We start from the raw sequence: 19,072 nt of genomic DNA on the forward strand, positions 1-19,072 counted from the left end.
TTCTCGATTAATTATTCGCGCGGAACGTGTAGATGCTGCCAAGCAATCTCACATGTGCAGATTTTGAGTCTGCAAAAAAACTATCAGGGGTAAGTTCAAATTTTTTGAACTTTCTATCGTTCGAGGTCTTTTTAACTATCCAGCGAATAAATCTATGCTCTATATAATTCTTTTTTTCTTCGCGATGGGCAGATGATGCGGTCACTAGGTCTGCTGCGGAGTTTGCAGGAGTTTGATGTTCTTGCGTAGTTCCTTCCAGTACCTCTGCGCCGACCTTCCAAACGCAATTAGCCTTGAGATTATTTTCGGTAGGCAGGATCGTCTTCAGACCCGCACCGCCATAGGCGTCCTCAAATACCAGACCAGTGAACATGCGCGCATCAACTGGGTGAGGTTCGCTGAAGAATTTTTCCAGTACGCGTAACGATTTGACAGGTTCGATATCCAGGCTTTTCAAGTGGCTGCCAAAAATGCGTGCTGCATCTTCAATAAAGCTCAGGGCGCCTTTGTGTATACGGTGAACCACGTCCTCGCGTTTTGCTTCACCTGGGAGGCGGTCCATGAATATCGGTGTCAGGTGACCATTCCAGTCACGATCCATGCGTACAAATGACGTGTCCACACTACTGAAAAGAGTTTCATAGAGGGGAACGTTGCGACAGAACGGGTGGTGGGTGTCGTGACGATCCACGAACTCACCCAGGTAACCTTTGATCGGCATGCCATAGGCATCTACGCGTTTTAGGGCTTGGCGGAAGGTCATCAGATAGTACCCGCCGAACAGCTTCTGGCGATCAGTCAAAAGGTACAGGGATTCTTGCATGGTTCCGGCATAGCCGATGTCCACTAGAGCAACTTCCCCATCATCAAGCAGACCGGTGCCTTGCAGGTATTCGAGGTAATTAGCGCGCTCCTTGCTTGCTGCGCTGACGATCAATGGTAGAAGTTCAAGGAAAAGTGGCTTAAGCATCTCCCTATGTTTATTGGTGACTATCGTTTCGAGCGTTAGGTTGTGCCTGGCGAGGATTTCGACTGGAACATTTGCCGGGTAGATACCAAATCGAGAGAAGAGCAAATGTTGGATTGTAGTCCGTGCATAGTCCACTTCCAGCAGGTCCATCACGCCATGTTCGTCGCGCACCTTGGCTAGGTTCACAGCTCTGCGCGAGCAGAGCAGGTAGTGGCTGCTTGGGGCATCAGGGTAGTTCGGAGCAATGCGGTCGTATGCCTCCTTCATGATTAAGCCATCACGAGAAAGGAAGTAGAGACGCTTCACTCCGTCGCGAATGGCTTTTTCCATCAGCCATTTACTGTAACCAAGAAGCATAGGGCCTTGACCGTAGTACCCCAGACGCCATGGATCGCCGCAGAACAAGGTTCCACGTCGGTGAGGTAGGTACGGATTGTCATGGAATCGGTTGCCTGCAACCGCGAGGATCATTTTCCAATCGAGACTATGGCGCTCTTCATCGCGTAGCCAAGGCCCCTTAAAGCTGTCGCACTCAGCAAACACTTCGGATGCCTTTACCAAGTGGAAAGGTTTGATTCCGCGCTCCTTCGCGCGAACCACATCAGCCGCAACGTTGTCACCAACGTGCAGGATTGTCTTCGGATCTACCTTGAGGTCTGCAAGGACGTGATCGAACAATCTGCCGTTGTGTTTCTTGACACGGGCTTCAGACGATACATAAAAACGGTCGTAGCCTTCATAGCCATTTTTCTTGAGAATTGCTTCAAGGAAATCGCGGGGCAGATACATATCAGAAATGATGATGATTCGCTTGCCCAGGCTTCGGGCTTCGTTGAATGCCTTGAATCCGGACAGCCTTGGATAAAGGATATCCATTTCCATCTGCATTTCGAATTGCTTGACACGCTCTGCAAGTTCTGGGGTTACGCTGGTTTGTTCTGCGAAAGCTTCGTAAATTTCATCAATGTGGGACTCGCCGTCGCCACGGGCAATAGCTGCTTCGAAAGCGGCTTTTTCTGCAGCGCGCCTAGCTACGCGGAAATCTAGAGATGGCAGATTGCAAATCAGGCGAACCTTCTCCGACATGAACTCAAACATGTCTGAAGGTGATTTGAACGGGCGATACAACAGCGTATCAAATACATCGAACGAAATGATGGGATGCCGCAAAATCTGCTGTGAGAGTTCCCGACAATGGTCCATTGAAGATTCTTCGCGTACTTGATTGAAGTAGCCCAGCTGCTTCAGATATTCAGGTTCGCGGCGCAGCTCCCCGAGTGTTTCGGCAAGTGGTTCCTCATCGGTCCAGCGTGGAAAGTCGCCCGCTGGACGGGATGCTACTTCTTGCAGCCAGCCTGCATATCCTTTGCCGTTTTCTGCGAGCATCTGAGCGGGCAAGTGGCGTGTGCTGATGGTTGAAATGATCAGGTCATCGCGCACGATCGGGGTGCCAGCAGTGACCTGTTCGAAGAATTCGTTCCAGTCATTGGCTGTTGCGAACGGTGTTATGTGACTGGCGCCGAGCGTGAGCAAAGGCTTCTGCCAGAAGGCGGCCTGATAGCCAAGGGAAGAGGAGATGGTAATGACCCCATCCATTTCCGGTACCAACAGTTGGGACACCGACGGTATTTTGTCGAAGTTCTCGAAGTAGGCGAAATTGGGGAAACGCGAACGCAGGTAGTTGATGTTGTCTGGCGTCAGCACCGCACTGCGGGTTTGCCCGGACCAGTAATTGGTCACCACCAGGGCCTGGTTGGCCGGAATGCGATTCATGATGTCTACCAGCACATCGAATTGGCTGCGACGCCCGAGTACCGAGTCGATCATGAAGTAGCCGTCGATCTGCAGTGGCAACAAGACCAGGCTACGAAAGCGTAGTTTCAGGTCGTTGATCTGTACCTGCGTCGGGCTCACTGAGCTTAGGAACCGAGCTTCATGCTCTCTCAGGTTACCGAGAGCTTCTATTTCTGCAGCGCTAACAGATCGATCGGTGGGGGAGGTGCTGTCACCAAGCAGGCCGGTATCAAACGCCACCAGTGATGCGAAGGGCGTGCGGGAGAAAAAGCCAGGCATCTGATAGATGATGCGCGCCTTGGGGAAAACCTCCCCAAGGAATGACATAGGAGATTCCCAGACAATAATGATGTCTGGTTCGAATCCAGTCGGGATGCCTGCTTTCAGCAGATCGCCAAGGCGTGTGTATTCGCCATCCTTATAGTTTTTGGCTTGATGTCTGAGCGAACGCTCAAGGGTGTTTTCACCCTCGGTCCAGGTTAGTGGATCTATCGTCGATAACGACCCGAGCGCTTCGACGTGTCCATCGCGCAGGGCGCGTTCGGCAATGACCTGGCTTACGATGCTATGGACGTTGACGCCAGCACTGCGTAAAGCGGTAACCTGTGGAACGATGGAGCTGCGTAGCGTAGCGTAGCGGAACTCAGGATTTCCCAGCTCAATGGCGGGCTCCAGGTAGAAAAGGACGTTCATTTTAATTCCTTGAAATCTACTGGAGTGTTTCTTGCCGGGGCAATCCTTGAGTCAGCTTATAGAAAGATCAGAATGTGACATCCCTGTCTTTTAATTTGTTAGAGCTGTACAAAATTCACTGTCCCAACAAACACTCCACTTGAGATAAATATTGGTTTGGCTGTCGCCTTAATACTGTTGATGGCGACGGTTACGTCTGCTGATTAGTTAGGCCCTACACCCACCGCTCGGCCAAGTACGAGTGTCTGTACAATTGGGCCGATGATTTTTTGCCATTCATACACCGCAGCATTTGTCACATAAATCGTGTCGTCTGGTTTGAGCATGACTTGCCGAGCATAAAAAATCGCAGCAGGGTCGCGCATATCGATACGCATGACGATTGGTTTGGCTGGTTGTGACGAGGTGGCGTCATTCATGCGAAATACGAAAACCCCTTTAGGGTTCGCATTTGCCTCTTTCAAACCACCGACGGAGCCCAGAGCGTCCAACAAGTTGGTGTTTTGGGCAGGTAGATCATGCAAGCCAGGTTCACCCACGGCGCCCATTGCCACGAAGCGTTGGCGTGAACGGTCCAGAATCACTTCTGAATTGGGTTTCAGAACGAAGTTGTTGCCAGCCAGCACCTCTTCATAGTTGAGGGTGGTGACCTGGCTACCGTTACGCACGGTCACGTTGACCAGATGCGGTTCCATCACCGGGCCGCCGGCCTGGTTGATGGCATCAAGCAATGTTAGCGGACTTTGCAGGGTAGAGAAGCGGCCCGGTGCTTTCACTGCTCCCGCGACCAGCACTGAACCCGAGAGATCTCCGACCAGATCAACATGCGCCTGTACGTCCGAGGTTACCCCTTTCAGTTTTTGACGAATCATGTCTTCGACCTGAACCAGGGTCATGCCCGCAACGAACTGGTGGCCGACGTAGGGCAGAGAAATCATCCCTTGGGAGTCGACGCGTACCTTCAGTTGAGTACCGCCGGTGGAGAGTGGAGCGAACAGGCCTGAGCCTTCCGGCGCATTGTCAGTTATAAGCACGTTGATCACGTCGCCACCCATCAGTCGCACAGTCTGCGCCTGGGGGCTGGTGATGTTTGCCGCAGCTGCTTTAGGCGCTGGGCGCATAAAGGGGGCGATGGTGCTTGCGTTGATGTCTACCAAGTCATAAGAAGTGTTCTTGCTTTCAATATCGCCCTTGTAAGGGCCTGCACCGGACAATGTATTGCTGCAGCCGGAAAGGGTGAGGGTCACCAGCAACAAACCCGCGACAGCACTGTTTCGCATGCTCAAGTTCAGGGGGCGAAGTGGCAGGCCAGAGATGGATTTAATCACGATGATCCTCGATCGATGCAATTAGGAAGCGAGTGATGCCGTAAAGCATAAGGAGGGCCAGGAAGATGGTCGCCAGGTTGTACCAACGCTGTGGGTAGATGGCAATTTCCGGAGTGTTGGGGCTGACCACGGTGACCAGGGTACGAATCTTCTTGCTGGCCTCTATGCGAGCGTTGTCGAGTGCCGCGACGGCGGTCTTGTAGGTTTCTTCGGCGATGCCGCCATCCAGGGTCAATTGCTGGAAGCGTGAAGCGACCACGTTGAGTTGGTCGCCATCAGGTGCCGAAACCAGCAAGCGCTTCTCGGCTGCCAGTTGTTCGCGAATGGCGCTCACCCGTTGCTTCTGTTGCTTGACTTGAGGTGAGTCCGCGCGAAGCTTGTAGAGCATTTCGGTGGCGACGGCCTGCTCTTTGGAGTACTCACTTTCCAAGGCGCCAATGATGGTGGCGCGGCCCTGGGCCGAGCTTCCTCCATCCAGTACCTTGTTCACGTTCTGGAAGCGCAACAACTCTTCCTTGCGTTTGGTGTAGTTGGTTTTTGCGCCTTCCAGTTCGCCTTGGGCAAAGCGCATCTGCTCACGGGCGATGCTGTGGGACACTTCGTTAACGAAGTGTTCGCTGGCTTCCAGAATGGTCTTGACCATCTGCTCGGACAATTCCGGGCTAAACGCCTCGACTTCGACCTTGAGCAGGCCAGTGGTCTCGTCATAGTGGGCGGACACCATGCGCTGGTAGTACTTGAGCAGGTCTTCTTTAGGTGTGTCTTTGCTCAGCCAGAAGAAAACATCGCCGCGTTGCTGGGCGTATTGCTCGACCCAGTGCAGGCGTTGTTCGAGTAGTTCCATCATGTCCATGGAGATGATGTATTCGCGCAGGTAGAGGGTTTCTTCCCGGGAGGCCGGGTTAGTGCCGCTCAGCAGCATGCTCAAGCCTGGCAGTTGGGCGCCCGGATTGCTGCCTTCCTGTCGGACCACCACTTGCGCGGAGCTGACAAAACGGTCCACGGCAAAAAAGGTGTAATAGACGATGGCCAGGGCCAGCGGTATTACGACCATTCCGATTGTCAGGCGCCAGCCCTTGAATTTACCCGTACTACTCATATGCAAACGCATCCTTGAAATGAAACTGTCACGCCACGGTCAGGTGATCAGGTGTTGTAGGCTTTGATGCCTTCCGCTACATCGTCATAAATCTGCACCCCGCCATCGCGCACCAGCAGCACGACATCGCAGAGCTTTTGAATTTCTCCCATGTTGTGGGAGACCAGCACGACTTTGGATTTCTGCAGCCTTTGTTCGAAGACATCGGCACACTTGCGTTTGAAGTGCGCGTCACCCACCGACATGACTTCGTCGATCAGGTAGTAATCGAAGTCGAAGGCCATGCTCAGGCCAAAGGCCAGGCGCGAGCGCATGCCCGAGGAATAGGTCTTGACCGGCTCGTCGATCCAGTCGCCGATTTCGGCGAAGTCCTGCACGTAGCTGATCTTCTCGCGCATGGCTTCGCCGACGGCGCCATAGACGCGGCTGACGAACTTGATGTTCTCGCGCCCGGTCATGCTGCCCTGAAATCCCCCGGACAAACCCACGGGCCAGGAGATGCTCTTGTCGGTGGCAACGGTGCCGGAGTCAGGGACGTCCGCTCCGCCCAATAGGCTCATAAGAGTGGTCTTGCCTGCGCCGTTGCGGCCGATCAGACCGATATTTTTGCCTGCCGGGATTTTCAGCGACAGGTCACGAAAAACGTAGCGGCGCCCTTTAGGGGTCAAGTACGACTTGGTGATATTTCTGAGCTCGAACACGGGAAGCCTGTAGTTAGCCGTTCTTGGTGGAAATAAGATGCAGTCGGCGAACTCGGTAGGTACCCAGTGAGACGAACAGCAAAGCTAGAGTGCAGACGATCACGTACTGAATTGATACGCCATCTACGGGTACGTAGTACGGGAATATTTCCCCACGGATCAATTCAACCAGATGCAAGAATGGATTCAGCAACAGCAGGGGCAGCATGGCATGCGGAAGGTAGGCTGCCGGGACGAGTACGCCCGAGATGAAATACAACGGGAAAAACATCATCCGAATAAAGACTTTGCTGCCGGGAATGGCATGGGCAATCAGCGCGAGCAGCATGCCCAGGCCGAAGGAGAACAACAGACCAAGAATGATCGTTGATACCCATTCGATAGGGGCTTTGATCGACATATCAAAGCCGTACCAGGCAAAGCCAAACACGATGACGGCGTAGACAGTGGCAGCGATGCAGGACTCTACCAGCACTCGGGCGATGAAGGTGTCGAGCGGCTTGATCTGTTTATAAGCAAACAACGCACGGTTTTCCTTCGGGCTGTCCATCAGCCGCAGCGCGGTATTGCGGAACAGCAGGAACGGTGCCATGCCTACTAGAACGAATACCGGGAAGTCGATGCCGGCCACTGTTCTGCCGCGGATCAGGGTGAACAGCACGCTGAAGATCAGCAGGTGGCAGATAGGCTCGAGTAACATCCATACCGCGCCCATACGGCTATCGCCAACGCGCGCGCGCGCTTCACGCAGCACCAGAGCAAAAATGACTGACTTCTTAATTTGAAGGGGGGAACGAGGCTTTAGCATGATTTACCGCACAGCACAACGGCGCGATAAACGCGTTGCTTGAATTCATTTTCAGAGGACTATCTGTCGATGTAGGACAGATCGCTTCCGTACGTGGGGCGGGAGGTTAAACGTTGGGGCAGACAAGAGTCAAGCCACTTAGTTCCCTAACGGAGTTTGACGAAGAATAACTCTGAGGCTTGGCTGTCAGCTTATCAAAAGCCCTTCAATGATAGCATTTTGGAGTTGTGATTTTTATTACATTCCCATCGATCGGAGTGCTGGACGGTACTTGTTTTATCTAGCGGGTTATTACCCCGCCAACATCGGGTAAGTAAACAACCCGAAGTGCAGCAGGTTCAACCCAAAGTGCGTGGCCACGGCCGCTCCCAGCCCACCAAAACGGTACGCCAGGCCGTAACCGACCCCGGCAATGCTTGCCAGGACCACCCATTGCCATCCGGCACCCAGGTGAGCCAGGCCGAACAGCAGCGAGGCGAGTAGCAGGGCGAGGTGTTCGCCGTAGGGCAGGTGTTTGAAGCGATCGCTCAAGCCGCCCTGTATATAGCCTCGAAACAACGCCTCTTCGACCAGGGTCACCAGTAGCAAGTTGTTCAGCATCCAGAGTTGGGTCTGCTCGGGCCATTTTGGTGCCCACTGGATGATTCCCAGCAGGAGTGCACCGCCGAGGGCCGCCGCGGCGGTCACGCTCAGGGCCAGGGCGCTGACGTATAGCGCGTGAAGCAGCGAGTGGCGGCCGATGATCCATGGGCAGACCAGTAGCAGCCAGAAGCCTATCAGCGGTTTGTCGAGATTGAGGTACATCGAGAACGGCACGGCGTCCGCGGTGAAGCGTTCGGTGTCGATAAGCCGGGCGTTGTAGAAGCCCGGCAGCCAATGCAGGGCGAGGGCCAGTGCCAGGAGCACAAACACAGTGTGACCGAGGTAGCGGCCATACCAGTATTTTTGTTGCAGGACGGCCAAACCTGCGAGCAGCAGCAGGGTGATGGCGATGATCGCCTGGACACCCAGTTGTCCGTAGGTGAGTGCGAGGACATAACCGGCAGTGAGGAATGTCAGGTACGGCCAGGGCAGTGCGAGCATGGGGTCATCCTTGTTGGGGGAGAGGGCTTGCCTCGGTGCCCGTCTGTTAAGCGTATATGTGTTTGGAGGCTGTGATGATTTGGTGTGGGGAGGTGCGGGTGATGCTTTGTTTGCTTGTGATGCGTCGGGGGCGGGCTTGGCTGCCGAGGTTTATCAGGTGAACCGCGTTATCGTTCATCGCGAGCAGGCTCGCTCCCACATTATTGGATTTTTTGTTTGCTGTGGGATTGTGTGCGATATCGGGGTGTGGGGGGCGCTCAATTTTGTTGCAGGATAGTTATTGCAGTGGGGCGCAAGTATATCGGGAGGGGATTTATTTACCCGCTGAAACTAAAACACCGTCCCGGAGGACGGTGTTTTAGTTGTAACGTTTTTATGAAGCAATCAATTGCCGCAATACGTAGTGCAGGATTCCGCCGGCCTTGAAGTATTCCACTTCATTCAAGGTATCGATCCGGCACAGCACTTCGATTTTCTCGCTGCTGCCATTTTCGCGGGTGATGACCAGGGTCAGGTTCATCCTGGGTGTCAGCTCGACGCCGGTCAAACCCTGAATGGCCAGGGTTTCCTTGCCGGTGAGGTTCAGGCTCTTGCGGTTCTGGTCTAGTTTGAATTGCAGCGGCAGTACGCCCATGCCGACCAGGTTGGAGCGGTGGATTCGCTCGAAGCTTTCGGCGATGACTGCTTTGACGCCCAGCAGGTTGGTGCCTTTGGCTGCCCAGTCGCGGCTGGAGCCGGTGCCGTATTCCTGGCCGGCGATCACCACCAGGGGTGTGCCGCTGGCTTGATAGCGCATGGCGGCGTCGTAGATCGGCAGTTTTTCTCCGGTGGGAATGTAGAGGGTGTTGCCGCCTTCTTCGCCGCCGAGCATTTCGTTGCGGATGCGGATGTTGGCGAAGGTGCCGCGCATCATCACTTCATGGTTGCCCCGGCGTGAGCCGTAGGAGTTGAAGTCCCGCGGTTCCACACCTTTTTCCCGCAGGTAGTGGCCGGCCGGGCTGTCGGCCTTGATGTTGCCGGCCGGGGAGATGTGGTCGGTGGTCACCGAGTCGCCGAGCAGCGCGAGGATTCTTGCGCCCTTGATGTCGGTGATCACCGGCAGGGGGCCGGTGATGTCTTCGAAGAATGGCGGATGCTGGATATAGGTGGAGTCTGGCTGCCAGACGTAGGTCGCGGCTTGCGGGACTTCGATCGCTTGCCACTGTTCGTCGCCGGCAAAGACTTCGGCGTATTCCTTGTGGAACATTTTGGTGCTGACCTGGGCCACTGCGTCGGCGACTTCCAGGCTGCTGGGCCAGATGTCGCGCAGGTACACCGGCTGGCCCTGGTTATCGGTGCCCAGGGGTTCGCTGCTGATGTCGGTGCGCACGGTGCCGGCCAGGGCGTAGGCGACCACCAGCGGCGGCGAAGCCAGCCAGTTGGTTTTCACCAGCGGATGCACCCGGCCCTCGAAATTGCGGTTGCCGGACAGTACCGAGGCGACGCTCAGGTCCGACTGTTGAATGGCTTTTTCGATCGGCTCCGCCAAGGGGCCGGAGTTGCCGATGCAGGTGGTGCAGCCATAACCGACCAGGGCAAACCCGAGTTGATCGAGGTAGTGGGTCAGGCCGGCGGCCTTGTAGTAGTCGGTGACGACTTTGGAGCCGGGGGCGAGGGAGGTCTTGACCCAGGGTTTGCACTTGAGGCCTTTCTCCACGGCTTTTTTCGCCAGCAGCCCGGCCGCCATCATCACGCTGGGGTTGGAGGTGTTGGTGCAGGAAGTGATGGCGGCAATCACCACTGCGCCGTTTTTCAGGCGATAGGTCTGGCCTTCGTAGTGGTAATCGACTTCACCGACCATTTCCGCGCTGCCCACCGCGACACCGCCACCGCCTTCGCTTTCCAGGCGGCCTTCTTCTTTACTGGTGGGTTTGAATTGCAGGCCGAGGAAGTCGGTAAAGGCCTGGGCGACATTGGGTAGCGAGACTCGGTCTTGCGGGCGTTTCGGCCCGGCCAGGCTGGCCTCGACGCTGGTCATGTCGAGCGCCAGGCTGTCGGTGAAGACTGGCTCTTTGCCGGGCAGGCGCCACAGGCCCTGGGCTTTGCTGTAGGCCTCGACCAGTTTCACGGTTGCTGTTGGCCGACCGGACAGGCGCAGGTACTCCAGGGTTATTTCGTCCACCGGGAAGAAGCCGCAGGTGGCGCCGTATTCCGGGGCCATGTTGGCGATGGTCGCGCGGTCGGCCAGCGGCAGGTCGGCGAGGCCGTCGCCGTAGAACTCGACGAATTTGCCGACCACGCCTTTCTTGCGCAGCATCTGGGTCACGGTCAGCACCAGGTCGGTGGCGGTGATGCCTTCCTTGAGCTTGCCGGTGAGCTTGAAGCCGATCACTTCCGGGATCAGCATCGACACCGGTTGGCCGAGCATCGCCGCTTCCGCCTCGATGCCGCCGACGCCCCAGCCGAGCACGCCGAGGCCGTTGATCATGGTGGTGTGGGAGTCGGTGCCGACCAGGGTGTCGGGGAAGGCGTAGGTGCGGCCGTCCTCGTCCTTGGTCCAGACCGTGCGGCCGAGGTACTCGAGGTTGACCTGGTGGCAGATGCCGGTGCCCGGTGGCACCACGCTGAAGTTGTCGAAGGCGTTCTGGCCCCAGCGCAGGAACGCATAACGTTCGCCGTTGCGCTGCATTTCGATGTCGACGTTCTGTTCGAAGGCGCTGGAACTGGCGAACTTGTCGACCATGACCGAGTGGTCGATCACCAGGTCCACCGGCGACAGCGGGTTGATCCGCTGTGGATTGCCACCGGCCTTGGCCATGGCGGCGCGCATGGCGGCCAGGTCGACCACGGCGGGCACGCCGGTGAAGTCTTGCATCAGCACCCGCGCCGGGCGGTACTGGATTTCCCGGTCGGAGCGACGCTCCTTGAGCCAGCCGGCGATGGCCCTGAGGTCGGCGCCGGTGACGGTTTTTTTGTCCTCCCAGCGCAGCAGGTTTTCCAGCAGGACTTTCAACGACATCGGCAGCTGGTCGAGGTCGCCGAGGGACTTGGCGGCCTCCGGGAGACTGAAGTAGTGATAGGTCTTGTCGTCGACTTCTAACGTTTTAAGGGTTTTCAGGCTATCGAGGGACGGCATTGAATGACTCCTTTATGTCCACACGGCTACGGAGCTACGGGACGGCAGAGCATTAAACCTAGCTCTGTTTGGTGCTTGTGGCTAATAACCGGACGCTATGGGCAGGTCCAGGGTGAAGAACTCGGCTATCATGCGCCGGTTTTCGTGACAGGCTTTGCTTCAGGGCAAGTTTGGGCACGCAGTGGCTGAATTTCTCGCCAACTGCCCAGGAGTATTAATGAACACCCTCTTTATGCATTGCCGGCCGGGCTTCGAAGGCGAAGTCTGCTCCGAGATCTCCGAACACGCGGCGCGGCTGAATGTCGCCGGTTATGCCAAGGCCAAGACCAACAGCGCCTGCGCCGAGTTCGTCTGCACCGAAGACGACGGTGCCGAGCGGCTGATGCGCGGCCAGCGTTTCGCCGGGCTGATCTTCCCGCGGCAATGGGCCCGCGGGATGTTTATCGACTTGCCGGAAACCGATCGCATCAGTGTGATCCTCGCGCAGATGGCGGCGTTTCCGACCTGCGGCAGCCTGTGGCTGGAGGTGGTGGATACCAATGACGGTAAAGAGCTGTCGAATTTCTGCAAAAAATTCGAAGGCCCGCTGCGCAAGGCGCTGACCGGTGCCGGCAAGTTGGTGGAAGACGCCAGCAAGCCTCGGCTGCTGCTGACGTTTAAAAGCGGTCGTGAAGTGTTTCTCGGGCTGGCGGAAAGCAACAACTCGGCGATGTGGCCGATGGGCATTCCGCGCCTGAAGTTCCCTCGGGAGGCGCCAAGCCGTTCGACCTTGAAGCTGGAAGAGGCCTGGCACCACTTTATCCCGCGCGATCAGTGGGACGAGCGCCTGCACAGCGACATGACCGGGGTCGACCTTGGTGCGGCACCTGGCGGCTGGACCTGGCAGCTGGTCAATCGCGGCATGCTGGTGACCGCCATCGACAACGGCCCGATGGCCGAGAGTTTGATGGACACCGGGCTGGTCCAGCATCTGATGGCTGACGGCTTTACCTTCAAGCCCAAGCAGCCGGTGGACTGGATGGTCTGCGACATCGTCGAGAAGCCCGCGCGCAATGCTGCGCTGCTGGAGACCTGGATCGGCGAGGGGCATTGCCGTGAAGCAGTGGTCAACCTGAAGCTGCCGATGAAGCAGCGTTATGCCGAAGTGAAGCGTTTGCTTGAACGCATTGAAGAGGGCTTCAAGGAGCGTGGTATTCGGGTCGAGATCGGCTGCAAGCAGCTGTACCACGACCGCGAAGAAGTGACCTGCCATTTGCGTCGGCTGGATGTGAAGAGGCCGAAGTCTCATTGAGGTCAGTTGCCCCAAAAGATCGCAGCCTTCGGCAGCTCCTACGCCGACCGTTGTACACCCGAAATGTCGAGGGTGCCTGCAAACCCCACGCCGGCTGATGTGGTGGGTGGCTGCCATCTCCCTGTAGGAGCTGCCGCAGGCTGCGATCCTGGCGGTGCAGCCTTCGCTGAATAGCTTGAGGCATGTCAATGTCCTGCCGGTATCTGCTGACTGGCGGGTGACCAAACACCCCGCTTTGCGCGACAATGCCGGTCAGTTTCAGGAGTGAATCATGAGTGAAATGCTTGATACGCCGGTAGACGGCACCCTCGACGCCACTGGCCTCAATTGCCCGGAGCCGGTGATGATGCTGCACCAGCACATTCGTGATCTGGTGCCCGGCGGCTTGCTCAAGGTGATCGCCACCGACCCCTCGACCCGTCGCGATATCCCGAAGTTCTGCGTGTTTCTCGACCATGAACTGGTCGGGCAGCAGGAAGAGGCAGGCACCTACCTCTACTGGATTCGCAAGAAGCTGGTTTAACCCGCCGCGCGGCTGATGCGGATTCGCTTGCGTGCGCTGCGCGTCAGGCGGATCGACAGCATCAGCGCCGCGCAACTCAAGCCGACGATCAACCCCTGCCACAACCCGCTCGGGCCGCTGGGCGTACCGAGCCAGTCGGTCAGGCCGAGGGCGTAACCCACCGGCAAGCCAATCCCCCAGTAGGCGAACAGCGTCAGGATCATCGTCACCCGGGTGTCCTGATAGCCGCGCAAGGCACCGGCCGCGGTCACCTGGATCGCATCCGAAAACTGGAACAGCGCCGAGTAGATGATCAGCATCGATGCCACCTGAATCACCATTGGGTCGGCGGTGTAGATGGTCGCGATGTGCTCGCGCAGCAACAGCATCGTGCTCGCCGAGATACAGGCATACGCCAGCGCCGTGCCCATCCCGACGCCCGCGGCAAAGCGTGCTTCGCGCGGTTGTTCACGGCCCAGTGCCTGGCCGACTCGCACGGTCACGGCCATCCCCAGGGAGTAGGGGATCATGAACACCAGCGAACTGAAGTTCAGGGCGATCTGGTGCCCGGCGACCACGGTGGCGCCAAGGCTGCCGATCAACAGGGCGATCACCGCAAAAATGCTCGACTCGGCGAACACCGCGATGCCGATCGGCAGGCCGATGCCCAGCAGGCGTTTGATCACTGCCCATTGCGGCAGATCGAAACGGCTGAACAGCTGACTCGATTGATAGGCCGGCGCCCAGCGGGTCCAGCCGGCCATGCCGAGCATCATCACCCACATCACGATCGCCGTGGCCCAGCCGCAGCCGACCCCGCCCATGGCCGGCACGCCGAAGTGGCCATAGATGAAGATGTAGTTCAACGGAATATTCAGCGCCAGCCCGCACAGGCCCAGGACCATGCTCGGACGGGTGCGACCCAGGCCGTCGCTGAAGCAGCGCAGCACATGGTACAGCGCAACGGCCGGCAAGCCGCTGGCGATCCCGCGCAGGTACTCCATGCAGGGGCCGATCAGTTCGGGATCGACCTTCATCACTTGCAGGATCGGCTCGGCATTGAACAGGATCAGCGTCGCCAGCAAGCCGACCACCAGGGCCAGCCACAACGCCTGGCGGACAATCGGGCCGATCTCGCCGTGAGTGCCGGCGCCGAAGCGTTGCGCGACTTTAGGGGTGGTGGCCAGCAGGGTGCCGGTCATCAACAGGAACACCGGCACCCAGATCGAGTTGCCCAGCGCCACCGCCGCCAGATCCCGCGGCCCGACCCGCCCGGCCATCACCGCATCGACAAAGCCCATGGCGGTGGTCGCCAGCTGCGCGATCATGATCGGCAGGGCCAGGCTGAGCAGGTTGCGCAGCTCGAGGCGAACCCGGGCAGGGCGGTTCAGGGCAGTAGCGGCGGGGGTGTCGGTCACGGAATTCACAGGCGAAGCGTCCAGGGGTATTGATGCGCGAGGCGGCGCATTCTACGCCTTGACGCAACAGTCAGGAAAATTCCTGTGTTGGGGATTTGTAAGTGGCCAGCCTTGGCACCGATCCCTGTACCCCCCGGGATTGATCGGTTCTACACACCCCCCCTGTACTCGGTCGGCGTAGGAGCTGGCGAAGCCTGCGATCTTTTGGCGGACAATGCGTTGCCCGGCCGGATGCCAGGATCAAAAGATCGCAGCCTGCGGCAGCTCCTGCAGGGGATGGCAATCACCCACAACATCGTAGGTGCATGCAGCCGACGCGGGGGATTGCAGACTCCCGCGATATTGCAGGTGTACGCGGGTGACGTTATGTACGCTTATACTGCGGCTCCGCGAAAGGAGCCTGCCATGTTGATTGTTGCCGACGAAAATATCCCGCTGCTCGATGCCTTCTTTGCCGGTTTCGGCGAGATCCGCCGTCTCCCCGGCCGCTCCATCGACCGTGCCGCCATCGAGGACGCCGATGTGCTGCTGGTGCGCTCGGTGACAAATGTCGACCGCGAGCTGCTCGAAGGCAGCAAGGTGCGGTTTGTCGGCACCTGCACCATTGGTACCGATCACCTGGATCTCGATTATTTTGACCAGGCTGGCATCAGCTGGTCGAGCGCTCCCGGGTGTAATGCCCGCGGGGTGGTTGATTACGTGCTTGGCAGTCTCCTGACCCTGGCAGAAATCGAAGGCGCCGACCTCACTCGGCGCACCTATGGCGTGGTTGGAGCCGGTGAAGTGGGCGGGCGGCTGATCAAGGTGCTGCGAGCCCTGGGCTGGAACGTGCTGGTCTGTGACCCGCCACGCCAGGCGGTGGAAGGCGAGGGCTATGTCAGCCTGGAGCAGATCATCGAGCAGTGCGACGTTATCAGTCTGCACACTCCGCTGAGTAAAACCGGCGACCAACCGACCTGGCACTTGTTCGATAAAACCCGTCTGAACCAGCTCAAGCCCGGCACCTGGCTGCTCAACGCCAGCCGTGGCCCGGTGGTGGATAACGCCGCGCTGCGCGAAGTGCTGTTGCAGCGCGAAGACCTGCAAGCGGTGCTGGATGTCTGGGAGGCCGAGCCCCAGGTCGATGTGGCGCTGGCGGAGCTGTGCGTGATCGCCACTCCCCATATCGCCGGTTACAGCCTCGATGGCAAACAGCGCGGCACGGCGCAGATCTATCAGGCGTTTTGCACCTTCCAGGGCCGGCTGCCTCAGGTCAGCCTCGATGACCTGTTGCCTGCACCCTGGCTGGCGGAAGTCAGCCTGAATGCCGACAGCGATCCGGCCTGGGCATTGGCCATGTTGTGCCGCGGCGTCTACGACCCGCGCCGTGATGATGCGGACTTCCGTCGCAGCCTGGTGGGCACTGTGCAAGAGCAGCGCAGCGCGTTCGACGCCTTGCGCAAGCATTATCCGCAGCGGCGGGAGATTGATGGATTGAGCGTAAGGATCAAGGGCGAATCGCAAGCATTGCAGCAGATGGTGGCGGCGCTTGGGGCTATGGCGATCTGACCCGTAGCAGCTGGCGCAGCCTGCGTTCGGCCGCAGCAGTCGTAAAATCAGGCACTGCGGTCTTTCAGACGAACCCTGTGCAAAGGGTTTACGACCGCTGCGCGGCCGAACGCAGGCTGCGCCAGCTGCTACGGGGAATCTCGATCGATGGGTCGGCAATAAAAACCCGGCATTAAAACCGGGTCCAGGAAGAGTTGAGGCTATCTATCAGTCTTGCTTCGCAGGTTTGACCAATCGCTTTTCCAGTTCGCGGCAAGCGTCCTGGATCATGCCTTCAGTGATCGGTACTTCGCGCCCTTGAGCGTCAATTATGGCGCAACCCAGAGACTGGTCTGGCTGGGTGCGGATCACTTCTATCTTGTCATCGCTACTGTGGTGCAAGGACATGGCCTGTCTCCTCATCAGGTTGTGCTCTTACTATAAAACCGCTAAGTGACCACACTGTGACAACTCCCTACAGGGCAGCAAAGCGGCATTACAAGTCCACCAGAAATATCCATTTACTTCCAGTCAGACTTTAGACCAAAAACATCTAGGCTCCAGTTGAGCGGTCATATTTAACCTCATTCATTATGATTTACAGAGTTCATGCCGATGAGCGGGTGTAGGCTTGGCTGCGCTTATCCCTTCTGGCTGTGCTTTTGGATGGTTTTCATGCTCTCTGCCACTCAACGCCGTGCATTTCGCGTGGCCACTCATTTTGTCGCGCCGTATCGCTGGCATGCCCTCGGTGCTTTGCTGGCATTGATTGTCACGGCCGGGATCACTTTGTCGATGGGGCAGGGGATCCGGCTGCTGGTGGACCAGGGGTTCATGACCCAGTCGCCGCAACTGCTCAATCAGTCCATCGGCCTGTTTCTGATGCTGGTCGTGGGGTTGGCGGTGGGCACCTTTGTGCGTTTTTATCTGGTGTCATGGATCGGCGAGCGCTGCGTGGCGGATATCCGTCGGCAGGTGTTCAACCATTTGATCTACTTGCACCCGGGGTTCTACGAGAACAACCGCAGTTCGGAAATCCAGTCGCGGTTGACCGCCGATACCACACTACTGCAATCGGTGATCGGCTCGTCGCTGTCGCTGTTTTTGCGTAACGCCTTAATGGTTATCGGCGGTATCGTGCTGCTGTTTATCACCAACCCCAAGTTGACCAGTATTGTGGTAGTTGCCTTGCCGCTGGTATTGGCGCCGATCCTGATTTTCGGTCGACGGGTGCGCAGCTTGTCGCGCTTGAGCCAGGACCGCATCGCCGATGTTGGCAGCTATGTGTCGGAAACCCTCGGCCAGATCAAGACCGTGCAGGCTTACAACCATCAGCCGCAGGATGAGCAGCGCTTTGCCGTGACCGTGGAAGAGGCCTTTGTCACCGCCCGCCGCCGCATCCTCCAGCGCGCCTGGCTGATTACCCTGGTGATCGTGCTGGTGCTGGGGGCTGTCGGGGTGATGCTCTGGGTTGGCGGCATGGACGTGATCGCCGGGCGGATCAGCGCCGGCGAGCTGGCTGCGTTCGTTTTTTACAGCCTGATCGTCGGCAGCGCTTTCGGCACCTTGAGCGAGGTGATCGGTGAATTGCAGCGAGCGGCCGGTGCAGCCGAGCGGATTGCCGAATTGTTGCGCTCGGACAACATCATCCAGGCGCCAGCCACCGGCGTGATCACGTTACCCGCGCGGGTCGAAGGCAATCTGCAGTTGGAGGATCTGCGTTTTTCCTATCCGTCGCGGCCGCAAAGCTATGCCATTGATGGTCTGAGCCTGACCATCAAGGCCGGCGAAACCCTGGCGCTGGTCGGGCCTTCCGGAGCGGGCAAGTCGACCATCTTTGACCTGTTGCTGCGTTTTTACGATCCGCAGCAAGGCCGGATACTGCTCGATGGGCGTCCCTTGACCCACCTCGACCCACTCGACCTGCGTCGCTGCTTTGCCTTGGTCTCGCAAAGTCCGGCGCTGTTTTTTGGCAGCATTGAAGAGAACATTCGCTACGGCAATCCATTGGCGACCTTGGCCCAGATCGAAGAGGCCGCACGGATTGCCCACGCCCACGACTTTATCCTGCAGATGCCCCACGGCTACCAGACCCACCTCGGCGACGCCGGCCTCGGTCTCTCCGGCGGCCAGCGCCAACGCCTGGCGATCGCCCGGGCGCTGCTGGTCGATGCACCGATCCTGCTGCTGGACGAAGCCACCAGCGCCCTCGACGCCCAGAGCGAACACCTGATCCAGCAAGCGCTACCCAGTCTGATGAAAAACCGCACCACCCTGGTCATCGCCCACCGCCTGGCCACCGTGAAAAACGCCGACCGGATCGCGGTGATGGACCAGGGAAAACTGGTGGCGATCGGCACCCATCAGCAATTGATCGCCAGCAATGCGTTGTACGCACGGTTGGCGGCGTTGCAATTCAATGACAGTGATTTGCCCGACAGCCCCCCATCGTAGGAGCTGCCGCAGGCTGCGATCTTTTGATCCTGGCGGTGGTGGTGTCCGCCGAAAAGATCGCAGCCTGGCGGCAGCTCCTACGCCGACCGTGTGCACCTGCAACGTCGAGGGTGCGTGCAATCCGCTCGACCGCGTACACCCGCAATCTCATGGTTATCCGCATTCCTCTGGAGCTGTCTCAGGCTGTGATTTTTTGAGGCCTGGAGCGAGGACCAAAAATGCACGCGGGCTGAATGAAGGCTGCTGAACACCGCCGCGTTCGGGCATGATGTCAGCCTGTGTTACTTGC

13 protein-coding genes are annotated in these 19,072 nt (G+C 58.0%); 4 read left to right on the top strand and 9 right to left on the bottom strand.

Going from position 1 to position 19,072, the window contains the following annotated elements; genetic code table 11:
• Positions 1 to 7: 7 nt before the first annotated feature.
• From AC3IUA_RS10085 to acnA, 7 genes are all read right to left on the bottom strand, one after another.
• Complete coding sequence (locus tag AC3IUA_RS10085) at positions 8 to 3,457, bottom strand: HAD family hydrolase (RefSeq protein ID WP_489360500.1); 3,450 nt, start codon at positions 3,455 to 3,457, stop codon at positions 8 to 10.
• Positions 3,458 to 3,660: 203 nt separating this feature from the next.
• Positions 3,661 to 4,737 (bottom strand): polysaccharide biosynthesis/export family protein, encoded by a 1,077-nt coding sequence (locus AC3IUA_RS10090; RefSeq protein WP_489362299.1) that lies wholly within the window; start codon positions 4,735 to 4,737, stop codon positions 3,661 to 3,663.
• 40 nt (positions 4,738 to 4,777) lie between these two features.
• The gene (locus AC3IUA_RS10095; protein ID WP_489360502.1) at positions 4,778 to 5,884 is read right to left on the bottom strand and encodes a KpsE/RkpR family capsule polysaccharide export protein; all 1,107 of its coding nucleotides are present in this window, start codon (positions 5,882 to 5,884) and stop codon (positions 4,778 to 4,780) included.
• 47 nt (positions 5,885 to 5,931) lie between these two features.
• Positions 5,932 to 6,585, bottom strand: coding sequence for an ABC transporter ATP-binding protein (locus AC3IUA_RS10100; RefSeq protein WP_489360504.1), 654 nt, complete (start codon positions 6,583 to 6,585; stop codon positions 5,932 to 5,934).
• 13 nt (positions 6,586 to 6,598) lie between these two features.
• Positions 6,599 to 7,393: an ABC transporter permease gene (locus AC3IUA_RS10105; protein WP_489360506.1), complete on the bottom strand. Its 795-nt coding sequence runs from the start codon at positions 7,391 to 7,393 to the stop codon at positions 6,599 to 6,601.
• Positions 7,394 to 7,684: 291 nt separating this feature from the next.
• On the bottom strand, positions 7,685 to 8,476 hold the full coding sequence (locus AC3IUA_RS10110; RefSeq protein WP_489360508.1) for a CPBP family glutamic-type intramembrane protease: 792 nt from the start codon (positions 8,474 to 8,476) through the stop codon (positions 7,685 to 7,687).
• Between the two features lie 373 nt (positions 8,477 to 8,849).
• Positions 8,850 to 11,591 carry an aconitate hydratase AcnA gene (gene acnA, locus AC3IUA_RS10115; RefSeq protein WP_489360510.1) on the bottom strand — a complete coding sequence of 914 codons (2,742 nt, stop codon included), beginning with the start codon at positions 11,589 to 11,591 and terminating at the stop codon, positions 8,850 to 8,852.
• Positions 11,592 to 11,808: 217 nt separating this feature from the next.
• Between acnA and rlmM the strand changes: the two genes are divergently transcribed.
• Both rlmM and tusA read left to right on the top strand, forming a co-directional pair.
• Complete coding sequence (rlmM, locus tag AC3IUA_RS10120; RefSeq protein ID WP_489360512.1) at positions 11,809 to 12,882, top strand: 23S rRNA (cytidine(2498)-2'-O)-methyltransferase RlmM; 1,074 nt, start codon at positions 11,809 to 11,811, stop codon at positions 12,880 to 12,882.
• A gap of 271 nt (positions 12,883 to 13,153) precedes the next feature.
• The gene (gene tusA / locus AC3IUA_RS10125) at positions 13,154 to 13,405 is read left to right on the top strand and encodes a sulfurtransferase TusA (RefSeq protein ID WP_489360514.1); all 252 of its coding nucleotides are present in this window, start codon (positions 13,154 to 13,156) and stop codon (positions 13,403 to 13,405) included.
• Here the strand turns inward: tusA and AC3IUA_RS10130 are convergent.
• Positions 13,402 to 14,811: an MATE family efflux transporter gene (locus AC3IUA_RS10130; RefSeq protein ID WP_489360516.1), complete on the bottom strand. Its 1,410-nt coding sequence runs from the start codon at positions 14,809 to 14,811 to the stop codon at positions 13,402 to 13,404. The two genes, tusA and AC3IUA_RS10130, sit on opposite strands and share 4 nt — an antisense overlap.
• Before the next feature lie 396 nt (positions 14,812 to 15,207).
• Here AC3IUA_RS10130 and pdxB point away from each other — a divergent pair, with 396 nt between their 5' ends.
• Positions 15,208 to 16,350 carry a 4-phosphoerythronate dehydrogenase PdxB gene (pdxB, locus tag AC3IUA_RS10135; protein WP_489360518.1) on the top strand — a complete coding sequence of 381 codons (1,143 nt, stop codon included), beginning with the start codon at positions 15,208 to 15,210 and terminating at the stop codon, positions 16,348 to 16,350.
• A 207-nt stretch (positions 16,351 to 16,557) separates the two neighbouring features.
• On the opposite strand, the gene AC3IUA_RS10140 is transcribed toward pdxB, so the two are convergent.
• Complete coding sequence (locus AC3IUA_RS10140) at positions 16,558 to 16,737, bottom strand: PA1571 family protein (protein ID WP_489360520.1); 180 nt, start codon at positions 16,735 to 16,737, stop codon at positions 16,558 to 16,560.
• 258 nt (positions 16,738 to 16,995) lie between these two features.
• On the opposite strand from AC3IUA_RS10140, the gene AC3IUA_RS10145 reads away from it, so the two are divergent.
• Positions 16,996 to 18,783, top strand: coding sequence for an ABC transporter transmembrane domain-containing protein (locus AC3IUA_RS10145; RefSeq protein ID WP_489360522.1), 1,788 nt, complete (start codon positions 16,996 to 16,998; stop codon positions 18,781 to 18,783).
• Positions 18,784 to 19,072 lie beyond the last annotated feature (289 nt).

This window comes from Pseudomonas sp. KH_050 (assembly GCF_057838875.1).

Bases quoted from the DNA above. Each gene is read 5' to 3' on its own strand.
- AC3IUA_RS10140 (WP_489360520.1), bottom strand. From the start codon at position 16,737: ATGTCCTTGCACCACAGTAGCGATGACAAGATAGAAGTGATCCGCACC.
- rlmM (WP_489360512.1), top strand. From the start codon at position 11,809: ATGAACACCCTCTTTATGCATTGCCGGCCGGGCTTCGAAGGCGAAGTC.
- AC3IUA_RS10110 (WP_489360508.1), bottom strand. From the start codon at position 8,476: ATGCTCGCACTGCCCTGGCCGTACCTGACATTCCTCACTGCCGGTTAT.
- pdxB (WP_489360518.1), top strand. From the start codon at position 15,208: ATGTTGATTGTTGCCGACGAAAATATCCCGCTGCTCGATGCCTTCTTT.
- AC3IUA_RS10145 (WP_489360522.1), top strand. From the start codon at position 16,996: ATGGTTTTCATGCTCTCTGCCACTCAACGCCGTGCATTTCGCGTGGCC.
- AC3IUA_RS10105 (WP_489360506.1), bottom strand. From the start codon at position 7,393: ATGCTAAAGCCTCGTTCCCCCCTTCAAATTAAGAAGTCAGTCATTTTT.
- AC3IUA_RS10085 (WP_489360500.1), bottom strand. From the start codon at position 3,457: ATGAACGTCCTTTTCTACCTGGAGCCCGCCATTGAGCTGGGAAATCCT.
- AC3IUA_RS10095 (WP_489360502.1), bottom strand. From the start codon at position 5,884: ATGAGTAGTACGGGTAAATTCAAGGGCTGGCGCCTGACAATCGGAATG.
- acnA (WP_489360510.1), bottom strand. From the start codon at position 11,591: ATGCCGTCCCTCGATAGCCTGAAAACCCTTAAAACGTTAGAAGTCGAC.
- tusA (WP_489360514.1), top strand. From the start codon at position 13,154: ATGAGTGAAATGCTTGATACGCCGGTAGACGGCACCCTCGACGCCACT.
- AC3IUA_RS10090 (WP_489362299.1), bottom strand. From the start codon at position 4,737: ATGCGAAACAGTGCTGTCGCGGGTTTGTTGCTGGTGACCCTCACCCTT.